General features: G+C 62.6%; 22 protein-coding genes. 10 read left to right on the top strand and 12 right to left on the bottom strand.

Annotation, left to right across the window (positions count from 1 at the left end; translation table 11 throughout):
* Positions 1-244: 244 nt before the first annotated feature.
* The 3 genes from N551_RS37075 (at position 245) to N551_RS0117220 (ending at position 2,339) form a co-directional block, all read left to right on the top strand.
* Positions 245-865: a bifunctional 2-polyprenyl-6-hydroxyphenol methylase/3-demethylubiquinol 3-O-methyltransferase UbiG gene (locus N551_RS37075; RefSeq protein ID WP_081747867.1), complete on the top strand. Its 621-nt coding sequence runs from the start codon at positions 245-247 to the stop codon at positions 863-865.
* Between the two features lie 71 nt (positions 866-936).
* The gene (locus tag N551_RS0117225) at positions 937-1,689 is read left to right on the top strand and encodes an SIR2 family protein (protein WP_245287796.1); all 753 of its coding nucleotides are present in this window, start codon (positions 937-939) and stop codon (positions 1,687-1,689) included.
* 2 nt (positions 1,690-1,691) lie between these two features.
* Positions 1,692-2,339, top strand: coding sequence for a non-canonical purine NTP pyrophosphatase (locus N551_RS0117220; protein WP_027567970.1), 648 nt, complete (start codon positions 1,692-1,694; stop codon positions 2,337-2,339).
* On the opposite strand, the gene N551_RS35710 is transcribed toward N551_RS0117220, so the two are convergent.
* Both N551_RS35710 and rpmB read right to left on the bottom strand, forming a co-directional pair.
* Positions 2,334-4,007: an HTH domain-containing protein gene (locus N551_RS35710; protein WP_081747866.1), complete on the bottom strand. Its 1,674-nt coding sequence runs from the start codon at positions 4,005-4,007 to the stop codon at positions 2,334-2,336. The genes N551_RS0117220 and N551_RS35710 overlap by 6 nt on opposite strands.
* A gap of 271 nt (positions 4,008-4,278) precedes the next feature.
* Positions 4,279-4,590 carry a 50S ribosomal protein L28 gene (rpmB, locus tag N551_RS0117210; RefSeq protein WP_027567969.1) on the bottom strand — a complete coding sequence of 104 codons (312 nt, stop codon included), beginning with the start codon at positions 4,588-4,590 and terminating at the stop codon, positions 4,279-4,281.
* Between the two features lie 593 nt (positions 4,591-5,183).
* On the opposite strand from rpmB, the gene N551_RS0117205 reads away from it, so the two are divergent.
* The 5 genes from N551_RS0117205 (at position 5,184) to N551_RS0117185 (ending at position 11,960) form a co-directional block, all read left to right on the top strand.
* Positions 5,184-5,993, top strand: coding sequence for a DUF3108 domain-containing protein (locus tag N551_RS0117205; protein ID WP_027567968.1), 810 nt, complete (start codon positions 5,184-5,186; stop codon positions 5,991-5,993).
* 601 nt (positions 5,994-6,594) lie between these two features.
* On the top strand, positions 6,595-10,011 hold the full coding sequence (locus tag N551_RS0117200; protein WP_027567967.1) for a helicase-related protein: 3,417 nt from the start codon (positions 6,595-6,597) through the stop codon (positions 10,009-10,011).
* Between the two features lie 22 nt (positions 10,012-10,033).
* Complete coding sequence (locus N551_RS0117195; RefSeq protein WP_081747864.1) at positions 10,034-10,303, top strand: RNA-binding S4 domain-containing protein; 270 nt, start codon at positions 10,034-10,036, stop codon at positions 10,301-10,303.
* Positions 10,304-10,435: 132 nt separating this feature from the next.
* The gene (fdxA, locus tag N551_RS0117190) at positions 10,436-10,774 is read left to right on the top strand and encodes a ferredoxin FdxA (protein WP_027567965.1); all 339 of its coding nucleotides are present in this window, start codon (positions 10,436-10,438) and stop codon (positions 10,772-10,774) included.
* Positions 10,775-11,117: 343 nt separating this feature from the next.
* Positions 11,118-11,960, top strand: coding sequence for a CarD family transcriptional regulator (locus N551_RS0117185; RefSeq protein WP_081747863.1), 843 nt, complete (start codon positions 11,118-11,120; stop codon positions 11,958-11,960).
* A 117-nt stretch (positions 11,961-12,077) separates the two neighbouring features.
* On the opposite strand, the gene N551_RS0117180 is transcribed toward N551_RS0117185, so the two are convergent.
* Entirely contained in the window at positions 12,078-12,449 is a 372-nt protein-coding gene (locus tag N551_RS0117180) for a helix-turn-helix domain-containing protein (protein ID WP_027567963.1), read from the bottom strand.
* Positions 12,450-12,558: 109 nt separating this feature from the next.
* On the opposite strand from N551_RS0117180, the gene N551_RS0117175 reads away from it, so the two are divergent.
* The gene (locus N551_RS0117175; protein ID WP_027567962.1) at positions 12,559-13,269 is read left to right on the top strand and encodes a glutathione S-transferase family protein; all 711 of its coding nucleotides are present in this window, start codon (positions 12,559-12,561) and stop codon (positions 13,267-13,269) included.
* 37 nt (positions 13,270-13,306) lie between these two features.
* Here N551_RS0117175 and N551_RS0117170 read toward each other — a convergent pair whose 3' ends face one another.
* From N551_RS0117170 to cyoA, 7 genes are read right to left on the bottom strand one after another with little or no spacing between them, the layout of a single operon-like run.
* The gene (locus N551_RS0117170; protein ID WP_027567961.1) at positions 13,307-13,840 is read right to left on the bottom strand and encodes a response regulator transcription factor; all 534 of its coding nucleotides are present in this window, start codon (positions 13,838-13,840) and stop codon (positions 13,307-13,309) included.
* On the bottom strand, positions 13,830-15,209 hold the full coding sequence (locus tag N551_RS0117165) for an ATP-binding protein (protein WP_027567960.1): 1,380 nt from the start codon (positions 15,207-15,209) through the stop codon (positions 13,830-13,832). Before N551_RS0117165 ends, N551_RS0117170 begins: the two co-directional genes overlap by 11 nt.
* Positions 15,181-16,041, bottom strand: coding sequence for an SURF1 family protein (locus N551_RS0117160; RefSeq protein WP_027567959.1), 861 nt, complete (start codon positions 16,039-16,041; stop codon positions 15,181-15,183). The genes N551_RS0117165 and N551_RS0117160 overlap by 29 nt, the downstream gene beginning before the upstream one ends.
* Before the next feature lie 13 nt (positions 16,042-16,054).
* A complete protein-coding gene (gene cyoD, locus N551_RS0117155; RefSeq protein ID WP_027567958.1) occupies positions 16,055-16,438 on the bottom strand; it encodes a cytochrome o ubiquinol oxidase subunit IV in 384 nt (127 codons plus the stop codon).
* Positions 16,435-17,064: a cytochrome o ubiquinol oxidase subunit III gene (gene cyoC / locus N551_RS0117150; protein WP_027567957.1), complete on the bottom strand. Its 630-nt coding sequence runs from the start codon at positions 17,062-17,064 to the stop codon at positions 16,435-16,437. The genes cyoD and cyoC overlap by 4 nt, the downstream gene beginning before the upstream one ends.
* Positions 17,065-19,062 carry a cytochrome o ubiquinol oxidase subunit I gene (gene cyoB, locus N551_RS0117145; protein WP_027567956.1) on the bottom strand — a complete coding sequence of 666 codons (1,998 nt, stop codon included), beginning with the start codon at positions 19,060-19,062 and terminating at the stop codon, positions 17,065-17,067.
* Positions 19,063-19,073: 11 nt separating this feature from the next.
* On the bottom strand, positions 19,074-20,234 hold the full coding sequence (gene cyoA / locus N551_RS0117140) for a ubiquinol oxidase subunit II (protein WP_027567955.1): 1,161 nt from the start codon (positions 20,232-20,234) through the stop codon (positions 19,074-19,076).
* 182 nt (positions 20,235-20,416) lie between these two features.
* On the opposite strand from cyoA, the gene N551_RS0117135 reads away from it, so the two are divergent.
* Complete coding sequence (locus N551_RS0117135) at positions 20,417-21,742, top strand: MFS transporter (RefSeq protein WP_027567954.1); 1,326 nt, start codon at positions 20,417-20,419, stop codon at positions 21,740-21,742.
* Positions 21,743-21,864: 122 nt separating this feature from the next.
* On the opposite strand, the gene N551_RS0117130 is transcribed toward N551_RS0117135, so the two are convergent.
* Positions 21,865-23,256: a M48 family metalloprotease gene (locus N551_RS0117130; RefSeq protein WP_018452960.1), complete on the bottom strand. Its 1,392-nt coding sequence runs from the start codon at positions 23,254-23,256 to the stop codon at positions 21,865-21,867.
* A 134-nt stretch (positions 23,257-23,390) separates the two neighbouring features.
* Positions 23,391-24,242, bottom strand: a complete 852-nt coding sequence (locus tag N551_RS0117125) for a thermonuclease family protein (RefSeq protein WP_027567953.1) — start codon at positions 24,240-24,242, stop codon at positions 23,391-23,393.
* Between the last annotated feature and the right edge of the window lie 118 nt (positions 24,243-24,360).

Genomic DNA, 24,360 nt, shown 5'->3' with positions numbered 1-24,360 from the left:
TAGCTAGTAACACTACGGGGTGGCTCGTTGCGCGGCGGCAACTGTGGATCGACAATTCTGAGTCTTGGATCGTCGCCACCTCGCATGAGCGTCCGGTTCTCTCTGCAGGACGGCGCGAAACGAGCTCGCCTGCGCGAACTCGACCTCCGCCGGGGACAGGGTCCTTCTCGATCAACCGCTGATTGCGTTGGTCCGGCAGTATCCCTAAGCTATCTGCTTCTGATTCAATCCATATTGCAGGCAAATGACAAGAGACAGCGGCGGTTACGATGAAGGTTATTCGTCGAGTGATTGCTTTTGGGGGACGTCCCCCGGCTCTTTAGTGAAATCGTTTCTCGAAGAGCATCGGGATTTACGTGGAATTCGCGTACTCGACTTAGGTTGCGGGGAAGGGAAGAACGCCGCCGCATTTGCTCAATGCGGCGCAAGCGTAACAGCAGTCGATTGCTCCGCGAAGGCTATAGAAAATGGTCGGCGCTCGTTTCCAGACCCGCGAATTGAATGGCTCGTCTTAGACGGAGGGGCTTATCTTACTAGGGATGAATTATTTGATGTGGTTGTGCTCTATGGCTTAGCGCACTGCCTTAGTTCGTCTGAAGAGATATCCTCACTGATCCAAACGGCGCTGCTGAGGACACGGCTTGGCGGGTATCACTTCCTTGTTTCATTCAATGATGGGCCCCATGATTTATCTGCCCATCCGAACTTTTCGCCAACCCTACTGGCTCATTCGTTTTATGTGGAGCAATACGGAGGCCACACGGTCTTGGCTGAGTCTGACTCGATCATTCACGAGACGCATCCCAATAACAACATCCCGCATTTTCACAGTCTTACTCGCTTAGTAGTGAAGAAGGTTCGATGACCTGTCCCCCCGATCTTCGAAGACTATACCGCGATAGGCGCGTCGTCCCGTTCGTCGGCGCAGGAGCGTCAATGTCAGTTACCTGGGACGGAGGAACCAAGAGGGGGCCGTCTTGGGAAGCGATGGTGGACCAAGCAGCGAAGTTGATTGGCTGTAATGACGAGAATTTGCTGCGGATGCGGGGAAGTGACCTCCAAATCTTGGAGTACTTCAAGATTTTGAACCGCGAACTCGCACCGCTAACGAATTGGCTTTCGCTACAATTCGCTGAAGCGACGGATGCAGACATTCTTGCTTCGCCGGTGCATTCAGAGTTGGTCCAACTGGATCGTTGCAGCCTCTATTATACAACAAATTACGACGATTTTATCGAACGAGCTCTAAAGAAGAGCGGACGAAACACGCACATCGTATCGGGCGAACACACGATTGCGCATGATCGGTCCGTGATCGAAGTCGTCAAATTTCACGGCGACTTCAATAATCCTCAACAGATGGTGGTCTCCGAATCGCAATACATGGAGCGGATGCGGTTGGAAAGTCCAATGGACTTCAAGTTACGGGGCGACATACTCGGTAGAGCCGTTTTGTTTATCGGATACAGCTTCCGCGATCCGAATGTGAATTACTTGTTTCACATCGTGAATCGCTTATTTTCCGATCTGCCGAACTCTTCGAGCGGGCGAAGAGCATACATAGTTCTGCCAGAGCCGTCGGAATTCGAGCGGCGCCTATTCAATGAGCGCAACATCGATGTCATACCCGTTGGGGCGGAAGATATTTCAAAGAACGTCGCTGAAGTGCTTCATGAGATGAGAATCTAGTGATGAGCTCCTCTCCCATACAAATCGCGTATTGCTCCTGGAGCGATTACAAGAAGGAGGAATGGGCACTAGCGAAGGACACGATCGAGCTTGAGTATACCGGCAAGACGCTGGGCGAGCTCTTCGATGTTCGCTTTAGGAAGATCGCAACAACGGAGCCGCTATTATGCGATCTTGAGTCTATGGTGAAGTTCAAAGTTGAATCTGCGTATCGACAGATTCAGATACCCTGCATTGTTGAGCATGCAGGGCTCGTTCTGGAAGGCTTCGGGGATAAGTCGTTTCCGGGTGGGCTTACTCAGCCGATGTGGGACTCTCTTGCTCCCGAACAGTTTGTGGCGGCTTGTTCGACGCTCACGACTAGAGCTATTGCGCGAGCTGTAGTCGGCTATTGTGATGGTCTAAACGTCCACACCTTTGTCGGCGAGACCCAAGGCGCTTTGAGTAATTCTCCAAGAGGAACTAGAGAGTTCTACTGGGACACCATTTTTTGTCCTGACGGCTTTGGCGGTCGGACCTATGCGGAGATCGTGAAGGACGACCATTCAGGTCTTGGGGAAAAACTCGTCGTATCGCAATCAATTAAGGCCCTCAAGGCATTCATGACGTATCGCTTGGCCGCTGAACCGTCTTTGTTTCCAGCGCTATGAACGCATTTGCGGCAATAGTTCGTCTAGCGTTCGCCGAAAGGCTTCCATCCCAAAAGAGTTGTAGATGTAGGCGTTTGCTCGGCGCCCCAGACTTGAGATCTCCCCCTCTACTGGGGCGTCGTATACCTTAAGAAAATCGCGATAGCTGAATTTCAGCGTTCCTGCCTCTCTGGCGCGATACATGTCGAACGCGAGATCCGGTGGAGTCTGCACAAAGAGTAGTCCGATCCCGCCAGCGCACTTTCTTTCTAAGTGCTCGAAGGTGTCGAGATTTCGAATTCCATCGACAATCGTACGATTGCCACCTTCGTGCGCGATTTGGCTCGCTATAGCGTCAGCCAACTTCTTAGTGCCGCCTTCCGCGCTGATGAATTTGTATGCTCGAGTTTGAAATTCCTCTCGTCCAATCTCCCCGATTGGAGGTGATTCCATTAGCGCGCGAACCAACTCCCCAGTCTTGATCAAAGAGCAGTGTAAGCGTTGGCTGAGGTAATTGGCGGTCTCCGACTTCCCCGATCCAATTCGGCCAGCGACAACTAAGATGCGGTCGCTCGCGAAGCGAGAGTTACTTACGATTTCGAGTCTTGCTCGCGTGAAGAGAGTGGACGGATAAAAGCGTCGCAAACATAGCTGCGACCAATATTCGAAATCGGTTATGTCTACCTTGTCCTTTGAAAGATCGATCCATCCCAAGCCTTTGATCGATGAATCGCCCTTCTGCAGCTTCTTGGCTGTGTTCCAATCGGGAAGCCATGCACGGTAAACAACGGCAACGTGCCGCCTTCCGACCTCCGAAGAGTCGTCGTTCAGAACTCCCAAACACTCTAGTGGAACGCTCTGAAAGAGATCGATAGTAGGCTTATCTGTAAGACTTGCCTCAGCCGAGACCTTGCGTTTCCGTCTGGTTCGGTCTGGCAAAAAAAGTTCTTCCGCGAGCTCTCTGCGTCCGCAAGCTGACAAACCAAAGTCGGCTCGCGAAAGCATATCGAGATCAGCGGCGCTAACGTGGCCACCGAAGCCAATGCACTTCGATCCTCTTAGAAATTCGGCTGCTCGGCTGAGATAGGATCGCTTGAAGAACAGCAAGCGCTGACCACATTGAACCAAGACGTACGTTATGAATTGCTTCGCGTCGTTGTTGACCTCAGCCTCAGCTCGCCCGAGATAGGTGGTAGTTTTTTCGCTAAGAAGCTGCCCCAGTATCAAGGGTGTATCGGTGTCTATACCCTGAAAGGTCAGGACATCGCGATATGCAGGCTCTGGAACGCACAGAACTTCTTCTCGCGGCGTATTTAGTACACGGCGCTCGGCTACGTATTCAGACTGAACTTCGCCGGGCGCAATGTCCGGTTCACTTACTGGTGCTCCTAGCGAAGCGCGAAGGGTAAAGCGCCCGCGGCCGGTTCGAACAAATCGTGAGTCAGTCTTTCTGTGTAGGATGTCCATGCTAAGCCGAGCCTGCATGGATTTCTGGGGTGTGCGACCCATTGTGTGGTCGCCAAAGAGTCCTTGCTCGACTCCTCGATCAACAATCTCACCAGCGCTAAGTGGGACACGAGACTTGCTCAACACAATCTCCGCGACACGAAGAAAGGTTTGTCGTTCACCTTCGACGCGCTCGTCGGTCTGATTCTGCACGGCAACCGTTTGTTTTTGGTAACTATGCATTAGGATGACGTGCTTCCGCTCGGCGAGTGCTCTCTCAAAGCTACCTCGATCTAGGCCGCGCGCGAAGGACGATACGGCCGTCGTTGAGAGGCTCCCAAAAAGTCGTGGCAATTGATGATCTTAGCGTAGCCTACTCCAAGCGAAGCGGCGACATAGACATTTGCACCGCAAAAACAAAAACGGCCGGATCTTCCGATCCGGCCGTCCCGCAAAACTCTCTCCGGCTAAGCCTACGTCCCGCGACGCAAGCCCTCGCCCAATCCTAAAATTCTTAGCTGGCCTTCTTCGCCGGCGCGGGCGTCGGGCCGACCTTCTTCTGGATGGCGCGCTTCAGCTCGAGGGCGCGCGGCGACAGCAGGTCGGCCTTGACCTTGAGCAAATAGGGATCGAGGCCGCCATTGTGGTCGACGCTCTTGATCGCGTTGGTGGAGACGCGCAGGCGCACGTTGCGGCCCAGCGCTTCGCTGATGAAGGTCACGTTGACCAGGTTCGGCAGGAAGCGGCGCTTGGTCTTGATGTTGGAGTGGCTGACCGTGTGGCCGACCTGGGGGCCCTTGGCCGTCAATTCGCAGCGGCGAGACATGGTAAAATCCTCAATCTTTCCCAACGATGTGCGGCCGCCATTCGGGGCGCCACGGGCAAATTCTCTGTCCTTGCAGGGAGCGGGCGGACGTATAGGGGGGAAGGGGCGGGACGTCAAGGTTTTGGGGCGGCTGGGACGCCAGTTTCGCGCCCGGCACTCGGTGTCATCGCCCGGCTCGTCCGGGCGATCCAGTACTCCGCGCCGGTGCGGCTGACCAGAGGGGCCGCGGCGTACTGGATGCCCCGGTCAAGCCGGGGCATGACAGCGGTGGAGGTGGCGGGGTGAGGTGCGCGCTTCTGACCCGTCTGGATCACCAAAACGGCAATGATTATCGCGTCTTACCATCACATAAAGGGCGTATTCGCGCCCGAAGAGTCCGGTGGAGTTCCGGCGCGGATAGGCCCGGACGCATTGCTTGGCGCGGTTTTTGGCTTAAGTAACAACCGTTCGCGCCCCGATTGGATTGTTTCGTGCTCACAACGCTTGCGCCAAGTCTGCGTCCAAATGAGCTGCGCCCAAAAGAGCTGCGCTCAGCGGAGCGGCGCGCAAGGAATCCGCGCGCAAATAATCCGCGCTCTGCCGGACGCTGGGTCATGGCGGCCCTTGGCGGGCTGGTTTTGGCGTGGGCGGCGGAGCCCGCGGCGGCGCAGGGCAAGCTCGAGGCGCAATACGAGGCGACGCTGGCGGGCATTCCGGTCGGCAAGGGCGCCTGGAACATCGACATCCAGGACGATGTGTTCGCGGCCGCGGCCTCCGGCGGCACCTCGGGGCTGCTGAAATCGTTCGCGGGCGGGTCGGGCACCGGGGCCTCGCAAGGCCGCGTGGTCAACGGCGCGCTGGTCGCGACCGGCTACCAGGCCTCCACCACCACCTCGAAGAAGACCGAAGAGATCCGCATCACGCTCGACAAGGGCAATGTGAAGGATTTTGCCATCGTGCCGGAGCCTCCGGTCGATCCCGACCGCATCGTCGTCACCGATGCGCATCGCCGCGGCGTCTGGGACCCGATGACGGCCTCGCTGGTGCGCGTCTCCGGCACCGGCGACGTGCTGTCAGCGGACGCCTGCCACGGCAGCGCCGCCGTGTTCGACGGCCGCATGCGCTACGAGCTCAAGCTCGATTTCAAGCGCATGGAAAACGTGAAGGCGGAGAAAGGCTATCACGGCCAGGTCGTGGTCTGCTCGCTGTATTTCGTGCCCATCGCCGGCTACATCCCCGACCGTCCCGTGATCAAATATCTCGCCGCCCAGCGCAACATCGAGGTCGCGTTCGCGCCGATCGCCGGCACGCGCATCCTGGTCCCGTTCTGGCTGAAAGTGCCGACCCCGCTCGGGCCGGCCATGCTGGAAGCGACGTCCTTCGTCACCAGCGCTCAGCCGCCCAAGGTCGCGAAGACGCAGTAAGCCTGCTCCCCGCGTTGACCCCCTTTTAGCAAAAATAAACGCAAGCGATTTCAATGACATGCCTACTGTGCATGGGGTTGTTTTCGCACTTTTGTTTGGAGGGGGGCGAGAGCGGGGAATCCATTTGACTCCTCCCCGATTCTGATTCGACTCCGCGCCGTCCCCAGCTTTAACGAATCCGCCATCGAAAGGTCGCTTGTGCGGCGGGGCAAAACTCCATCTAGTGCGAACCCATAAGCCTCCCGCGACATGTTGCGTGAACGGAACAGGACTCACGGGGGAGTCTGCGATTCGGCCGCGATTCGTTCTCAACTCGTTCCGAAGCTTAAAGCCAACGGGAAAAGCGTCGCAAAGTGAGACAGTTGCGCGAGGTTCGGGGAGAATGCTCCCACACTCTCGGTGTCATCGCCCGGCTTGACCGGGCGATCCAGTACACCGAGGCGTCTGTGATTGAGCCGAGAAGCCGCGGCGTACTGGATGCCCCGGTCAAGCCGGGGCATGACAGCGGAGAAGCCGAAGCCGGGTGACTTCCAGGCGCTTCGCGCCACCGCCCCAAAACAGCACTGACATTCGCCCCAATCGCCATTACCTAATCCCCCAGATGCCTTTTTCCTCCTCCCCTTTCGCTTCCGAGCGACTCCCCGGCGCCGGCGTCACTGCGGTGCTTGGTCCCACCAACACCGGCAAGACCCATCTCGCCATCGAGCGGATGCTCGCGCATCCCTCCGGCATGATCGGGCTGCCGCTGCGCCTGCTCGCGCGCGAGGTCTACAACAAGATCGCCGCGCGGGTTGGCCCCGATGCCGTCGCGCTCGTGACCGGCGAGGAGAAGATCAAGCCGAAAGCGCCGCGCTACTGGGTCTCCACCGTCGAGGCGATGCCGCGGGATCTCGACGTCTCGTTTCTTGCTGTGGACGAGGTGCAGATCGCATCCGATCTGGAGCGCGGCCACGTCTTCACCGATCGCATCCTCAACCGCCGTGGCCGCGACGAGACGCTGCTGCTCGGCGCTGCCACGATGCGCCCGATCATCGAGCGGCTGCTGCCGGGCGTCTCCATGATCACGCGGCCGCGCCTGTCGCAGCTGGAATTCGCCGGCGACCGCAAGATCACGCGGCAGCCGCGCCGCACCGCCATCGTCGCCTTCTCGGCCGACGAGGTCTACGCCATCGCCGAGCTGATCCGCCGCCAGCATGGCGGCGCCGCCGTGGTGCTGGGCTCGCTCTCGCCGCGCACCCGCAACGCGCAGGTCGCGATGTTCCAGGACGGCGAGGTCGACTACCTCGTCGCCACCGACGCCGTCGGCATGGGCCTCAATCTCGACGTCGACCACGTCGCCTTTGCCTCCGACCGCAAGTTCGACGGCTACCAGTTCCGCCGCCTGACGCCGTCCGAATTCGGCCAGATCGCCGGCCGCGCCGGCCGCGCCACCCGCAACGGCACCTTCGGCACCACCGGCCGCTGCGCTCCGTTCGAGCCCGAGCTCGTCAATGCGCTGCAGAACCACACCTTCGATCCCGTGAAGGTTTTGCAATGGCGCAATTCGAAGCTGGATTTTGCTTCCCTCGGCGCGCTCCAGGTCTCCCTGAACCTGGCCCCCGGCCATGAGGCGCTGACGCGCGCGCCCATCGCCGAGGACATGCGCGTGCTCGACCACGCTGCCCGCGACGCCGAGGTGCGCGATGTCGCGCATGGCAAGGACGCGGTGGAACGGCTGTGGGAGGCCTGCCAGGTCCCGGATTATCGAAAGCTGTCGCCGGCCGCCCATGCCGAGCTGGTCACCACGCTCTACGGCTTCCTGATGCGGAAGGGATGCATCCCCGACGCCTGGTTCAGGACCCAGATCGACCAGGCCGACCGCGTCGACGGCGATATCGACACGCTGTCGGCCCGGATTGCGCAGATTCGCACCTGGACCTTCGTCGCCAACCGTCCCGACTGGCTGAAAGACCCCGAACGCTGGCAGGGGATCGCCCGCGAGGTCGAAAATAAATTATCGGATGCGCTCCATGAACGCTTGACTGAGCGTTTCGTTGATCGCCGGACCAGTGTATTGATGCGCCGCCTGCGGGAGAACACGAGCTTGAATACGGAAATCGGCAAGACCGGCGAAGTCATCGTCGAAGGCCATGTCATCGGCCGCCTCGATGGCTTCACCTTTGCACCGGATGCGGCGGAAGCCGGCTCCGATGCGAAAGCGTTGCAGGCTGCAGCGCAGGCCGTGCTCGCCGGCGAGATCAACGCGCGCGCCGAAAAACTGGGCAATGCGCCGGACGAGCAGTTCGTGCTGACCTCGGAAGGCATCATCCGCTGGACCGGCGATGCCGTGGCGCGGCTGTCTGCCGCAGAGGACGCGCTGCATCCGCGCATCCGCATCATCTCCGACGAACGCCTCACGGGCGGCCCCCGCGACAAGGTGCAGGCCCGGCTCGAGCTCTGGCTCAAGACGCATATCGAAAAGCTGCTTGGGCCGCTGTTCGAGCTCAGCAAGGCCGAGGACGTCACCGGCATCGCCCGCGGTATCGCCTATCAGCTCGTCGAGGCGCTCGGCGTGCTGGAGCGCCCGAAGATCGCCAACGAGCTGAAGGACCTCGACCAGCCCTCGCGCGCGACCTTGCGCAAATACGGCGTCCGCTTCGGCGCCTATCACCTCTATTTCCCCGGTCTGCTCAAGCCGGCCGGGCGTGCGCTGGCCGCGCTGCTCTGGGCGCTGAAGCAGGACAATGTCGATCCCTCTGCGCTGTCGGGCGCGCAGCATCTGGCAAGCTCCGGCCGCACCTCGTTCCCGGTCGACAAGCAGCTGCCGCGCGACGCCTATCGCGTGCTCGGCTACAAGCAGGCCGGCGAGCGCGCCGTGCGCGTCGATATCCTCGAGCGCCTGGCCGACCTGATCCGTCCGGCGCTGGCCTGGCGCGAGAACGCGTCCGGCGAAAAGCCCGCCGGTGCGTTCGACGGCCGCAGCTTCGTGGTGACGCAGGCGATGACCTCGCTCACCGGTTCGGCCGGCGAGGATTTTGCGTCGGTGCTGCGTGCGCTCGGCTATCGCATGGACAAGCGTCCGCCGCTGCCGGCGAAGCCCGTTGCGGCTGTTGCCGAGACCCCTGTTGCTGAAGCCTCCAGCGAAGAGACGCCCGCAACCGAAGCGCCGGTCGAGGACGCCGCCGCGCCCGCGGACACCGCGATCGAAGCCGCCGCCGAGCCTGTGACCGTCGAAGACGCGCCCGGCATGGAGCAGCACGACGAGCCCGCGCCTGAAGAGCCGGCGCTTGAGGCTTCCGTCACGCCGGAAGACGCTCCCGGCATCGCGCCACCTGCGGAAGAGGCTGCGGCAGCCGTTGAAGCTGCTGAAACCCCTCCCGCTGAAACCGCGTCTGCCGAAACCGCGCCTGCAGAGACTGCTGCAACCGAAGCCGCTGCGTCGGCCGATGCGGCAGCACCCGTGGAGGCCGCGGCGACGCCCGCCGAGCCCGAGCTCATCGAGGTCTGGCGTCCCGCCGGCCGTCACGACGATCGCAAACCGCGCCACGAGCGCCATCGCAACCCGCGTCACCAGCCGCGTCCGCAGGCGGCTGCTGAAGCCGGCGCCGCGCCTGCCGAAGGCGAAGCCCAGCCTGTCGCCGACGGCGAGAAGCGCGGTGAGCGTCATCGCCATGGTGGCGGTCATCGTCGCGATTCCGGTCGCGATGGCGGCAGGGACTTCCGCAAGCCGCGCGAAGGTGGCGCCGAAGCCGCGCCGCGTCCTGAGGACAAGAACCGCCGGTTCGAGAGCAAGAATGGCGGCAACAAGGACCGCGACAACAAGGATCGCAACAAAGGCAAGTTCGGCGGCGATCGCGACAAGGGCCGCGACAACCGTGGCCGCGACCGCGACAAGGGCCGCGACCGCCAGGGCGGGCCGTCGCTGCGTCCCTACGCATCGAGCGCCACCCCGCGCGAGCGCGATCGCCCGGTCGATCCGAACTCGCCCTTCGCAAAACTCGCTGCGCTGAAGGAGCAGCTGTCAGGGCGTAAGGAGTGAGCCCACGACCGAGCGGCAGCGCATCGACAAATGGCTATGGCACGCGCGGGTGGTGAAGGCGCGCACCTCCGCTGCCGAGCTTGTCGAGTCCGGCCATGTTCGCGTCAACGGCGCACGCGAGAAATCGCCGGGGCATGCGATCAAGATCGGCGACGTGCTCACCGTCGCGCTCGATCGCACCGTGCGCGTCTTGAAAGTCATCGCCTTCAACGAGCGCCGCGGCGATGCCGCCTCGGCCCGTGTGCTCTACGAAGAGCTCAGCGAAGGCCATCCGAATTCTCAGCGCAATTAATTGCGCTTTGAATTCATTTCTTGGTCGATCAAGCGCATAAAGCCGTCATGATCGGCCGTTCCTGAGCTTGCGGCGCCGGGCCATCCGCGCTACGCAAGCCGCGACTTTTAAAAGAGCTTTTCGGAGCGTTGGATGACTTACGTCGTCACTGAAGCGTGCATCAAGTGCAAGTACACCGACTGCGTCGAGGTCTGCCCGGTCGACTGTTTCTACGAGGGCGAGAACATGCTCGTCATCCATCCTGACGAGTGCATCGACTGCGGCGTGTGCGAGCCCGAATGCCCCGCCGATGCCATCAAGCCGGACACGGAACCGGGCCTGGAAAAGTGGCTCACGGTCAACGCCGACTACGCCAAGAGCTGGCCGAACATCACCCAGAAGAAAGAATCACCTGCCGACGCCAAGGATTTCGACGGCATGGAGGGCAAGTTCGACAAGTATTTCTCCTCGAACCCCGGCTCCGGCGACTAATTCGGGTCAAACTTAACCCTATTAGCGGCGTTATCGCTGAAAACCAGCCCTTAAGACCCCTAAATCATTGATTTTTGCGGGAAATGTGCTATATTGGGCACATTGAGCCGAACCCTGGTTAGCCCGTCGGCCCCGTTGGGTTCCCGTGAAACCAAATGTCGAACAGGGGCGTGGCAGTTTCCGCGCGCAGGCTGTGTCACAGAAAACGCGTAAAAAGAGTACTTCAGCGAAGGCTTCCCATAAGGACGCCAAGAAAGTCGCCGCGGCCAGCCGTAGCGCATCCAAGGGTCGGACCGCGACGAAGGCGCCGGCTGCAAAGTCCTCGAAGAACAAAAGAAGCGCAATGCCTAACAAGACTGCCAAGCCGGCCGCGAAAGCGACCGTTGCCAAGCCTGTTGCCGCCAAGCCTGCCGCCAAGCCCGCTGTTGCAAAGACGCCCGCTGCCAAGGCTCCCGCTGCCAAGCCCGCCGCGCCGAAGGCTCCTGTTGCTGCTGCTCCCGCCAAGGCCCCTGTCGCTGCCGCCAAGCCGGCCGTGAAGCCCGCGGCTGTCGCGCCGAAGGTCGAAGAAAAGAAGGTCGTGACCCAGCGTCAGGGCTTCAAGGCCAACGAATTCGTCGTCTATCCCGCTCACGGTGTCGGCCAGATTCTGGCCATCGAGGAGCAGGAGATCGCCGGCGCGAAGCTCGAGCTGTTCGTCATCAACTTCATCAAGGACAAGATGACGTTGCGCGTGCCGACCGCCAAGGTCGCCAATGTGGGCATGCGCAAGCTGTCGGACCCCGCGCTGGTGAAGCGTGCGCTCGAGACTCTCAAGGGCCGTGCCCGCGTCAAGCGTACCATGTGGTCGCGCCGCGCCCAGGAATATGAAGCGAAGATCAATTCGGGCGACATCGTCGCGATCGCGGAAGTCGTGCGCGACCTCTATCGTTCCGAGTCGCAGCCGGAGCAGTCCTACAGCGAACGCCAGCTCTATGAAGCCGCGCTCGACCGTCTCTCCCGCGAGATTGCGGTGGTGCAGCACTCGACCGAGACCGAAGCGGTCAAGGAGATCGAGGCCCAGCTCGCCAAGAGCCCGCGCCGCACCGGCGCCAAGTCCGAAGCCGCCGAAGGCGAAGGCGATGCGGACGCCGAGGGCGACAGCGACGAGACCGATGGCGGCGCCACGGTCGCCGACGAGGCCGCGTAAGCGTCTCGCGCATTCATCGCAACAAATCAAAAGCCCGGCCGTTTGGCCGGGCTTTTTGTTTCGGAGGGACGGTCAGCGGGCCGAATTGCTTCTGAGCCTATGCGGTCCTGAACGGCATCAAACCCGCGACGCGCTTCCCGAAGCGCCGCGCCCGGTCTCGTGGCCGTCTCCGCCCGCGTCAGTCGCAACTGTCGACCACCAGGCGCCTAACGCATCGATCAACGGCACCAATGTGTGGCCGGCGGCGGTCAGATCGTACTCGACCCTCAACGGGTATCCGCCGAATTCCGTGCGGGTCACGATACCGGCGTCCTCCAGTTTGCGAAGCTCGAGGGCGAGCATCCTGTGCGAGATGGTCGGATTGTCCCGACGCAAGTCGCTGAACCGTTTGGTGCCCTGCTTCAAATAGTAGATCAGAAGCGTAGGCCACCGGCCGCTCAGGATCTGCATCACTTCCTCGATGGGACATCTCGAAACGAGGTCTTTCATCGGCGGACTCCAGGTTACAAAAATGTTCGCAATTTACTTGATGGAGCGAGCGACTAGGGTTCGGGACCGCTGCGCAGCGTGATCATCAGAAATCACGGAGAATAGATCGATGGATCCAATCCTACTCTACGGCTTCCCGATGGGAAGCTCCATGGGACTCGTTGCAACTCTTGAATGGCTTGGTAGGCCATATCGCCTGTGTCGCGTCGACATGCTGGGCGAGATGCTGAGCCCGTCATACGCCAGGATCAATCCGCGACACGAGACGCCTGCACTCATCACGGAGCAGGGTGATGTACTGACGGAAACCATGGCAATCGCAGCTTGGCTCGAAGCCAGGGATACCGAACGGCGCATCAGCTTTGATCCGGTGTCGCCGAAAGCCGATCGCATGCATCAGCTGATGGCGTTCGTGAATACCGGCTTTACCGGCGCGTTCGCGCCGCTTTGGGTCGCAATGGAAGGCGCGGCGATGGACGACGCCATGCGCTCGGCCTTGCGGGAGTTCGGAAGGAGAAAGGTGATCGAACGCCACGACAAGCTCGAAGGCATGATCGAGCCGGCAAGATTCCTGCTGGCCGACCGGCCGACCCTCGCGGACGCCCTGCTGGCAGGTGTGGCGCGGTGGCTCGACTTCCACGCCGTCGCGGAGAGGAGCCGCTGGCCAAAACTGGCGGCGCTGCGCCAACAACTCGAGGCCGATCCCGGGGTCATCTATGCCACCGCCGTGGAGAGCGGGAGCAATGATCCGGGAGCAGGATACTGTGCGGGCCATATCGCGCTGGCCGACGTCATCGCGCGATATGGCAAGCAAGCCTAACCAGTGGAGAGGAGGAGCGGCTTCGATTCGCTCCTCCTCACTTCACCGGTCGCTTCTCGAGCTTCCTTGCCAGCGTGCGCCGGTGCATCCCGAGCCGCCTCGCCGCCTCCGAGATGTTGAAGTCGGTCTCGATCAACGTCTGGTGGATGCGTTCCCATTCCAGCGTTTTGATCGATGTCGGCCGGGCGTCGAGTGCGACCTCGGCATTGCCTGCAGCCTTGTTGAAGGCGGCCTCGATGTCGTCGGTGTTCGACGGCTTGGCCAGATAGTGGCATGCGCCGAGCTTGATGGCCTCGACCGCGGTGGAGATGCTGGCAAAGCCCGTCAGCACCACGATCAACATCTCCGGATCGTGGGTGTGCAAGAGCTCGACGCAGACCAGCCCCGAAGCGCCGCCGAGCTTGAGGTCGACGACGGCATAGCCGAACGATCGCTCCTCCAGGACCTTCCGCACCTCCTCGATCGAGGCGGCGAGCACGACCTCGTAGTCGCGGCGCTCGAACGAACGCTTCAGGGTGCGCGCGAAGCCGGCATCGTCCTCGACGATGATGAGCGAACGATCAGGCGTCAAAGCTGCCTCCGATCGCCAGCGTTGCGAGCGGCAGCGTGAGGCGCACCGTGGCGCCGCGCTTCCTGTGGTTCTCGGCGGTCACGCTGCCCCCTAGCTTGCGCACCACGTTCACCACCAGGAACAGGCCGAGCCCGCCGCCGGCGCGGCCCTTGCTCGACTGATAAGGTTTTCCGATTTGTGCCAGCATCTCCGGCGCAAAGCCGGGGCCGCGATCGCTGATCGACAGCACGAGATGATCGCCCTCGCGCCCGGCAACGAGCTCGACCCAGTCGCGCGAGACCTCGTAGGCGTTGTCGAGCACGTTGAAGATCACCTGCTTCAGCGCGACGTCCGAGACGATCGCAACGTCTTCGCCGAAGGTGTTGACGAAATACAGCGTGCGCGCCGAGCGCGCGTCGCGCCACTCCTCCACCAGCGCGGTGACGAAAGCCGCAACCGTCGTCGGCGACGATCCTTCGCCGCGGGCCTCGCCCGCCGAGACCAGGATGCCCGTCACGATCGACTTGCAGCGTTGCAGCGAGGTCTCCATCTCCGCGAGGTCCTCGGCCAGCTCCTGATCGGCGGCGAGGTCGGGCATGCGGCGCCAGTCGCCGAGGATGACCGAGAGCGAGGCGAGCGGCGTGCCGAGCTCGTGCGCCGCGCCGGAGGCGAGCAGGCCCATGCGCACGATATGATCCTGCTCGGCGGCATGCTGGCGTAGCGCCGCCAGATGCGCGTCGCGCTCGCGCAAATTCCTGTTGATGCGGGTGACGAACACCACCAGCAGCACGGCGTTGAGCACGAAGCCCAGCAGCATGCCGGCAACCGTGAGCGTGTAGGTCTCGCTCAGCGGGTTCGGCGGCAGATCGAGCGGCCGGTAGGCGACGGTCAGCCAGACGAAGCTCGCGCAGGTCAGCGCGACCAGCGACCAGGTCGAGCGGCCATCGAGCAGCACCGCGCCCAGCGTCACCTGAAGCAGGAACAGCGAGGTGAAGGGATTGGTGGCGCCGCCGCTGAGGTAAAGCTGCGCGGTCAGCGCGGCGACGTCCAGCATGAGGGCGACCAGCAGCTCGTTGTTGGTGATCGCGGCGCGATGGCGCACCCAGACCAGGCTGGAGATGTTGAGAAATATCAGGGCGCCGATCACCGCGCCCATCCGGGTGAGGGGCAGGGGAATGCCGAGCCAGACATGCACGCCGCCGATGGTCACGATCTGGCCGACCACTGCGGTCCAGCGTAGCTGGATCAGCAGCGCCATGTTCTTGCGGTTGGTCTCGTCGTCGGTCGGCGCAGCGCCGATCAGCACGCTGCGCGCATCCGCCTGCGATTGCAGCGTGACGGCGCCCTGCGTTCTTCCGCCGTCAGGTGGGCTCGACGATCGTTCCAGCATCTGATCCCGTCCTGCGGGCGCCGGCATCGGAGCCGTCGGCCGCTTCGTGGACGAAGCCGCTCCAGGGCTTCTTGCGGCGGAACAGCCCGCCGCCGAATGTGACGATAAGTCTGCTGGCCAGCATGAAAGCCAGGGCAGACCACGTCAGCGCGTAGATCAGGTGGTTATTGGGAAAGCTGATCACGGTCAATCCGCCGATTGGGCTGCTGCCGGATTGTGATCGAGCGTCGGCATCGATGAAAAAGGGCGCGACGTGGTCGAGGCCGCGTGCCGCCGCAATCGCGGCGACATCCCGCGAGTACCAACGATTGTGCTCCGGCACGTTGGTCCTGAGGAATCCGCCTTTTGGCTCCGTCACGCGCAACAGGCCGGTGATCTCGACCTGGCCGTCCGGATTGCCGTCCCGGCGCGTCGAGGCGTCGCGCCGGTCGGTCGGCACGAAGCCGCGGTTGACCAGGACCAGCGTGCCGTCGCTACGCTGAAGCGGCGTCAGCACCCAATAGCCCGGGCCTTCTTCGGTGACGGCCTGAACCAGCGTCTCGCGGTCATGCAGGAAGCGGCCGGTGACGCTGACGTGCCTGTACTCGTCGTTTGCGGCGGAGACGGTCGGCCATGCCGCCGGCGAGGGGATCGGTTGGGCCGGGGCATGAACGCGCTGCTCGACGCGATCGATCAGCGCCAGCTTCCAGGCGCGGCGCTCGATCTGCCAGACGCCGAGCGCGATCAGAAGCGCAAAAGCCGTGAGCGAGAGGACCGTGAGCCACAAGGACGGGCGCGCGGCGTCGCCGCGCACCTCGTTTGCCTTGCTCGTCATGGTCCGGGTCTTGCTCACTTCAGAGCCTCGCTCATTTCATCCCGGTCATCTGGTGGATCGGCATCATGTTGCTGTTGAGGTGGTTCATCACCCACAGCGAACCCGACAGGGCGATCACCACCATGACGATGGTGAAGATCAGCGCCATCATGCTCCAGCCGTTCTCGGACGTCGTGTTCATGTGCAGGAAGTAGATCATGTGCACGACGATCTGCACGACCGCGAAGGCCATGATCACGAGCGCGGTGATCTGCTTGCTCGGAAGCGCGCCGCTCATCACCAGCCAGAACGGGATCGCGGTGAGCACGACCGAGAGCACGAAGCCGAGCATATAAGTTGAGAACGAGCCGTGCGCGTTGGCGTGGCTGTCGCCGTGGTGATCGCCCGCATGGGCGGCGTGAGTATCGGTGTTCATCGCAGAACTCCCAGCAAATAGACGAAGGTGAAGACACCGATCCAGACCACGTCCAGGAAGTGCCAGAACATCGACAGGCACATCAGGCGGCGGCGGTTGGCCTCGATCAGGCCGAACTTCCAGACCTGCACCATCAGGGTCACCAACCAGATCAGGCCGCAGGAGACATGCAGGCCGTGGGTGCCGACCAGGGTGAAGAAGGCGGACAGGAAGGCGCTGCGCTGCGGCGTCGCGCCCTCATGGATCATGTGGGCGAACTCGGACAGCTCGATGCCGATGAAGGCGGCGCCGAACAGGCCGGTGATCGCCAGCCAGATCTGGGTCTGCGCGATCTTGTTCTGCTGCATCGTCAGCATGGCGAAGCCATACGTGATCGAGGACAGCAGCAGCATCGAGGTGTTCACCGCGACCAGCGGCAGCTCGAACAAATCTTTCGGCGCGGGACCAGCGGCGTAATTGCCGCCGAGCACGCCGAAGGTGGCGAACAGGATCGCGAAGATGAGACAGTCGCTCATCAGATAGATCCAGAAGCCGAGCGAGGTGCTGTAACCTTCCGGATGCGGCTGTTCGTCGGCGAGGTAGAACACCGGCTCGCCGGTTTGCGTGGGATTGACAGCGACAGTCATTTACTTGGCTCCGGCGAGCAGTTTGGTGCGCGCGTCTTCGGCCCGGATGACGTCCTCGGCCGGAATGTCGAAATCGCGGTGATAGTTGAAGGTGTGACCGATGCCGACGGCGAGCATCGCGATGAAGCTCGCGGCCGCCAGCCACCAGATGTACCAGATCAGGCCGAATCCCATCGCGGTAGCGAAGCCGGCGAGGATGATGCCGGTGCCGGTGCTGCTGGGCATGTGGATCGGCTTGAAGCCGGTGAGCGGGCGCTGATAGCCGCGCTTCTTCATGTCCCACCACGCGTCATTGTCGTGAACGACGGGAGTGAAAGCGAAGTTGTAGGCCGGCGGCGGCGAGGAGGTCGCCCATTCCAGCGTGCGCGCATCCCAGGGATCGCCGGTGACGTCCTTGAGCTGCTCGCGCCTGAGGAAGCTGACCGCGAATTGCATCAGCATCGAGAGGATGCCGAGGAAGACCAGGAAGGCGCCGATGCCTGCGACGATGAACCAGATCTGCAGGCTTTGGTCGTCGAACACACGGAGCCGGCGGGTCACGCCCATCAGGCCGAGCACATAGAGCGGCATGAAGGCGAGGTAGAAGCCCGTGACCCAGAACCAGAACGACAGCTTGCCCCAGAACGGATCGAGCTTGAAGCCGAACGCCTTCGGGAACCAGTAGCCGATACCGGCGAACGCGCCGAACACCACGCCGCCGATGATCACGTTGTGGAAGTGGGCGATCAGGAACAGGCTATTGTGCAGGACGAAGTCGGCCGGCGGCACCGCGAGCAGCACGCCGGTCATGCCGCCGAGCACGAAGGTCAGCATGAACGCGATCGTCCACATCATCGGCAGCTCGAAGCGGATGCGGCCGCGATACATCGTGAACAGCCAGTTGAACATCTTCGCGCCCGTCGGGATCGAGATGATCATCGTGGTGATGCCGAAGAAGGAGTTGACGCTGGCGCCCGACCCCATCGTGAAGAAGTGGTGCAGCCAGACCAGGTAGGACAGGATGGTGATGACCACCGTGGCGTAGACCATCGAGGTGTAGCCGAACAGCCGCTTGCCCGAGAAGGTCGAGGTCACTTCCGAGAAGATGCCGAAGGCGGGGAGAACCAGGATGTAGACCTCGGGATGACCCCAGATCCAGATCAGGTTCACGTACATCATCGGGCTGCCGCCGAAATCGTTGGTGAAGAAGTTGGTGCCGACGTAGCGGTCGAGCGAGAGCAGCGCGAGCACGACGGTCAGAACCGGGAAGGAAGCGACGATCAGTACGTTGGTGCAGAGCGCGGTCCAGGTGAACACCGGCATCCGCATCATGGTCATGCCGGGGCATCGCAGCTTGACGATGGTGCAGATCAGGTTGATGCCGGACAATGTCGTTCCGACGCCCGCGACCTGTAAGCCCCATATGTAATAGTCGACGCCGACATCCGGACTGTAGCCGATGTTCGACAGCGGCGGATAAGCCAGCCAGCCGGTGCGGGCGAATTCGCCGATGAACAGCGAAGCCATAACCAGCACCGCGCCGCCGACCGTCATCCAGAAGCTGAAATTGTTCAGGAACGGGAACGACACGTCGCGCGCGCCGATCTGGAGCGGCACGACGAAGTTCATCAGGCCGGTGACCAGCGGCATCGCCACGAAGAAGATCATGATCACGCCGTGGGCGGTGAAGACCTGGTCGTAGTGATGGGAGTTGAGATAACCCTCGGAGCCACCGAAGGCGAGCGCCTGCTGCAACCGCATCATCAGCGCGTCGGCGAAGCCGCGCAGCAGCATCACGATGCCGAGGATCATGTACATGATGCCGATGCGCTTGTGGTCGACGCTGGTGAACCATTCGCTCCAGAGATAACCCCAGACGCGGAAATAGGTCAGGCCGGCAAGCATGATGAGGCCGCCGGTCGCCACCACGGCAAAGGTGCCGACGACGATCGGCTCGTGCAGCGGCAGCGATTCGAAGGTGAGCCGGCCGAAGATGAGCTTGAGAAGATCAGGAGACATGCGGGATCTCTTTACGAATCTGACTTCGGACGTTGTCCGAGGAAGAAGGACGAGGACTTCAGCGGCGTGAAACTCGGCCGCTTCAGGCCGGCGCCGAGCAGCGGCGCGGTGTCGACAGGTGCCGTGATGGAGGCGGTGGTCCTGCCCTGCGGCGCATCGGGCGTGCAGGTGCCGGCGACGAAGGTCGGCTCCGGGCCAAGCGCCGTGCCGCGGCGGGCGTACTTGTCGTAGGCCAGCGGCAGGGTGTTGTTCAGGCCCTCATGGCCGAGGCCGCCCTTGGCGTCGATCGCCATCATCTCGCTCTGGCACATCTTGCCGGTCTCGACGCACATGTTGAGGATCAGGCGGTAGAGATCGGAATCGACGGTGCCGTAGCGCCGCACCGGCTCGTTCTGGCTGGGCTTTTCGAGCTGGAGATACTCGGCGCGGCCGAGCGAGCCGCCGCCGGACTTGGCGCTGGCGATCCAGGCGTCAAAGCCCTTGTCATCGAGACCCTGGAAGTTGAAGTGCATGCCGGAGAAGCCGGCGCCGCTGTAGTTCGCGGAAAAGCCCCGGTAGGTGCCGGCGTGGTTCACGACGGCGTGGAGCTTGGTCTCCATGCCCGGCATCGCGTAGATCTGGCCGGCCAGCGCGGGGATGTAGAACGAGTTCATCACCGAGGACGCTGTGATGCGGAAGTTGATGGGGCGATCGACGGGAGCTGCCAGATCGTTGACGGTGGCGATGCCGTAGTCCGGATAGATAAAGAGCCACTTCCAGTCGAGTGCGACGACGTCGACCTCGAGCGGGGCTTTGGATTGGTCCACGGCGCGGTCGGCATGGATGCGGCCGAGCGTGCGATAGGGGTCGAGCAGATGCGTGCCCATCCAGGTCAGCGCGCCCAGGCAAACGATGATCAAGAGCGGCGCCGACCAGATCACCAGCTCGAGGCTGGTCGAGTGGTCCCATTCCGGCTCGTAGCGGGCGTCGGTGTTGGACTGGCGGTAGCGCCAGGCGAACAGCACCGTCAGCGCCATCACGGGGACGACAATCAGGAGCATCAGGACGGTGGAGATGATGACGAGGTCGCGCTGTTGCGCTGCGATATCGCCGGCCGGCGCCAGCACGACGTAGTTGCAGCCGCTGAGTGCAACCGCCAGGGGTAGCAGCGCCAGGATCTTGAAACGGGACACGGGCCGAGCCTTATGAGAATGAGTTTCTTTTGCGTGGCCAAGGGGTAGCTGCGGCGCAGCAATCCGGACATTGGACAATTTGTCCAATGTTGCAGTGCGGGATGTTGCGCCAGACAGGGCTAGATTGCCTGGCGCCTCGCCGGGCGGTCGGCTTTGGTTTTCAGGACGTTAAGGGCGCGCGAATGGCGACGGCACAGACCCCCGCAATGGCAGACCACTCGGGCGAGCACGGCCACGACCAGGCCAGTCCCGGCGAGATCGCTATCGGCGTCATCATCGGCCGCACCTCGGAATTCTTCGACTTTTTCGTCTTTGCGATCGCCTCGGTGATCGTCTTCCCGCGCCTGGTGTTTCCGTTCACGAGCGAACTGACCGGCACCCTCTATTCCTTCATGGTTTTCGCGCTGGCCTTCATGGCCCGGCCGATCGGCACCGTCATTTTCATGACGGTCGACCGCGGGTACGGCAAGACGGCCAAGCTGATCTCGGCGCTGTTCCTGCTCGGCACCGCCACCGTCGCGATCGCGTTCCTGCCCGGCTATCACGAGATCGGCGCTGCCGCGATCTGGCTGCTGGCGCTGGCGCGCATCGCACAGGGTCTGGCCTGGGGCGGCGCCTGGGACGGCATGGCCTCGCTGCTGGCTCTGAACGCGCCGCCTTCGCAGCGCGGCTGGTACGCGATGGTGCCGCAGCTTGGCGCGCCGCTCGGTCTGATCGTGGCGAGCGGCCTGTTCGCCTATTTCGCCGGGAATCTCTCGGCCGACGACTTCTTCGATTGGGGCTGGCGCTATCCGTTCTTCGTCGCCTTTGCCATCAACGTCGTGGCGCTGTTCGCGCGCCTGCGCATGGTGACGACGGAAGAATATGCCTCGCTATTCGAGACCCGCGAATTGCAGCCCTCGCGCATCTCCGAGACGGTGGCGCGCGAAGGCCAGAACATCATGCTCGGTGCGTTCGCGCCGCTGGCAAGCTTCGCGCTGTTCCACATGGTTACGGTGTTTCCGCTGTCCTGGGTGTTCCTGTTCACGCGCGAAAGCCCGGTGCGCTTCCTGATCATCGAGATCGTCGCCGCCGTGTTCGGCGTCGGCGCGATCGTGCTCTCCGGCGTCATCGCCGACCGCGTCGGCCGCAAGTCGCTGCTGATGGGATCGGCGATTGCGATTGCGATCTACAGCGGCTTTGCCCCGCAGCTGCTCGATGCCGGCGCGTTCGGCGAGACCATCTACATGGTGATCGGCTTCATCCTGCTCGGTCTGTCGTTCGGCCAGTCGTCGGGTGCGATCGCATCGAACTTCAAGCAAGCGTATCGCTACACGGCCTCGGCGCTGACCTCCGACATGGCCTGGCTGTTCGGCGCCGGCTTTGCACCGTTGGTCGCTCTGCTGCTTGCCACCAATCTCGGCGTCATCGCCTCGGGTGCGTACCTGCTGTCAGGGGCGTTCTGGACCTTGCTTGCGCTCTGGCTCAGCGGCCAGCGCGAGGCCGGCGATATGGATGCGGGGCGCTGATCGGGCGGAGCTTGTAGGGTGGGCAAAGGCGTGTAAGCGCCGTGCCCACCACCTTTCAACAATCCTGACCGGGAATGGTGGGCACGCTTCGCTTTGCCCACCCTACGGCAGTTTAGTGTAGGTCAATCCGCCACGACCTTCACACGATCGCGCACCTTCACCTGCGCGTTGCGATCGAGCCCGTTGAGGACGCGGAAGCGCTCGGCGGGGTGATCGACGCCGGCCATGCGGTGGGAGAGCGATTCCACGGTGTCGCCGGGCTGCACGGTGATGACCTTGATGCGCAGCGGGCGCGCGGCCTGGATCTCGTCGAGCGTCAGCCGGCGGAATGAACCGACGGTCTCGCGCGCATTGCGCTCGCTCTCGGTCGATTTCTGCCGGGCCGCGAAGATGAAGCGGTAGACGTCGCTGCCGAAGCGCAACGCATAGACCTTGAACTGCCACTGGTCACCCTTCGCGGTCGCGGACGCAGCCGGAAAACCGTTGATGGTGATGTCCTCGGTGGAGGCCTTCTCGACGCCCTCCATCCAGCCGGAATTCAGGTAATCGCCGAGCGACTGTTCGGCCGGCACCCGCACGACGTCGAACCGCATCGCCTGCGAGCCGCCGTCGCGCACGCCGATCACGGCCTGCGCGGTGTTGTCGAGCGTGAAATTGTCCGGCGCCTGGAAGGTGAAGCCGAGCTTCGGATGCAGGAAGCGCCGGCCGCGGACAAAACCTTCGCTGGGGTCTTCGCCGTAGACGAGATTGTCGATCGCGGCGAGATAGGTCTCGCGGTCGCGCTCGCCGCCCTCTGGCGCTGCGTATTGCCGCGCGATGGTCTGCGCGTTCTGCACGCGCTCGGGCGTTGCCGGATGCGACGAGGTGAAATCCTGCGCGCGCGGATCGAGCGAAGTCTTGCCGACCTTCAGCTCGGCATTGCGCTCCATCGCCGAGAGAAAGCGTGCGGCACCATAAGGGTCGAAATGGGCCTTGGCGGAAATGCCGACGCCGACCCCGTCGGCCTCGAACTCCTGATTGCGCGAAAAGCTCGCCATCGTCAGCTTGGTCTTGGCGAGCGCGAGCGCGGTGAGATCGGGATCGTTGCTCATGTCGGTGACGACGCGGGTGACGATCGCCGCCTGGCGGGCCTGGTCCTCACGCATCGCGGCGTGCTTGGACAGCACATGCGCCATCTCGTGGCTGAGCACGGAGGACAATTCCGACGTATCGCTCGCCAGCGCAAGAAGGCCGCGTGTGACATAGAGCTGACCGTTCGGCAGCGCGAAGGCGTTCACCGCGCCGGAATTGAGGATCGTGACCCGGTAACCCTGATCGGGGCGGTCGGACGCCGCGACCAACCGGTCGACGGTCTTGGTGACGAGCGATTCGAGCCTGGGGTCGTCGTAGGTGCCGCCATAGCTCGCCAGGATGCGCTCGTGCTCCTTCTCGGTGGCGGGGGTCTGCGCGACGGCCGGCTTCGGCTTGGGCATCGCGACGGTCGGCGGGGCCGCCGCGGTCTGGAACCGGCCCATATCGCCGCAGCCGGCGAGGGCTGAACCCAGCACGAGGCATAGCGCAGCCGGCGCTGCCCGCAGGCGGCGGCGTTCACCTCGTCCGTGCCGTCCTAGCACCCCATTCACGTCGCTTAACCCGTGCCTGGCCCCTTTTAGGGCCTTACCCCTGTCGGCTCGTTTGCGCCCAGCAACTCGATCTGTCCCACGAGGCGTACATCGATACGCGGCCCCGTATTCCCCTCAGCCCAGCCCCGGACACGAATACGTTTATTTTCCAGAGACTTAAGGACGATCCCGGCGCCTTCGAACGCGGGTACCATGCGCTTTGAAATAGTCACGGCGAAGCCGCGTGTCCAGTTCCGTCCGAAGTTGAGGTAGGTCATTGCCCCAGCTTGCCGGACCGACAGGACTTTGCCCTCGACCACCACAAAACGCCCGATCCCCGCCAAAATATCGTCCGGACTTTCCGCGTTTTTTATGGCCGACGGGTCAGCCCAGCTGCCCTTTTTTTGGCGCCTCGCCTCGGCCTCCGCCGCCATCAGGGCGGCCGCGCAGTTCTTATCGGCGATCTCGGCGGAGACGATGGCGTCGCCCTGGGCGAGGAGCGTTGCCTGCACGGAGATGTCGCTCTCGCCGACAAAGACCAGCGCGCCTTGGCGGCCATAGCGATCGGGCGTGTCGTCAGCGCTGCGCAAAATCAAAATAACGTCGCGCCCGGCGAGCAGCGAGGTCAGCGCCTGCTTCGTGGTCGCGGTCGGCTCGATGCCGGTCAAGCGGATTTCCCGGCCGTCATCGAGACGCAGACTGCGCGCATCGATCGCGGCGACGCGGCCTTCGCCCTGGGACTCGAACTGGCACGGGCTCGCGAATGCGCTCTGACCCGCGAAGAGAAGGATTGCGATCAGGTGAAGCCGTTGGGTCACGTTGCCCGGTGAGGTTGCGTTACGCGCCAGTTTTAACTCAAGCGCGGCGTGTCGCGAAGAGCCTTCCTCACACGCGGTCATTGCGAGCGCAGCGAAGCAATCCAGAATCTTTCCATGGAGGGACTCTGGATTGCTTCGCTGCGCTCGCAATGACGGACAAACGTTTATCCTGACCGAGCCATTCCGTTTTGCGGAAAAC

It is taken from the genome of Bradyrhizobium sp. URHA0013 (genome assembly GCF_000518345.1).
Taxonomy (GTDB): domain Bacteria; phylum Pseudomonadota; class Alphaproteobacteria; order Rhizobiales; family Xanthobacteraceae; genus Bradyrhizobium.
Note: the sequence above shows the minus strand (reverse complement) of the source record. Positions and strands in the feature narration are given on the sequence as shown.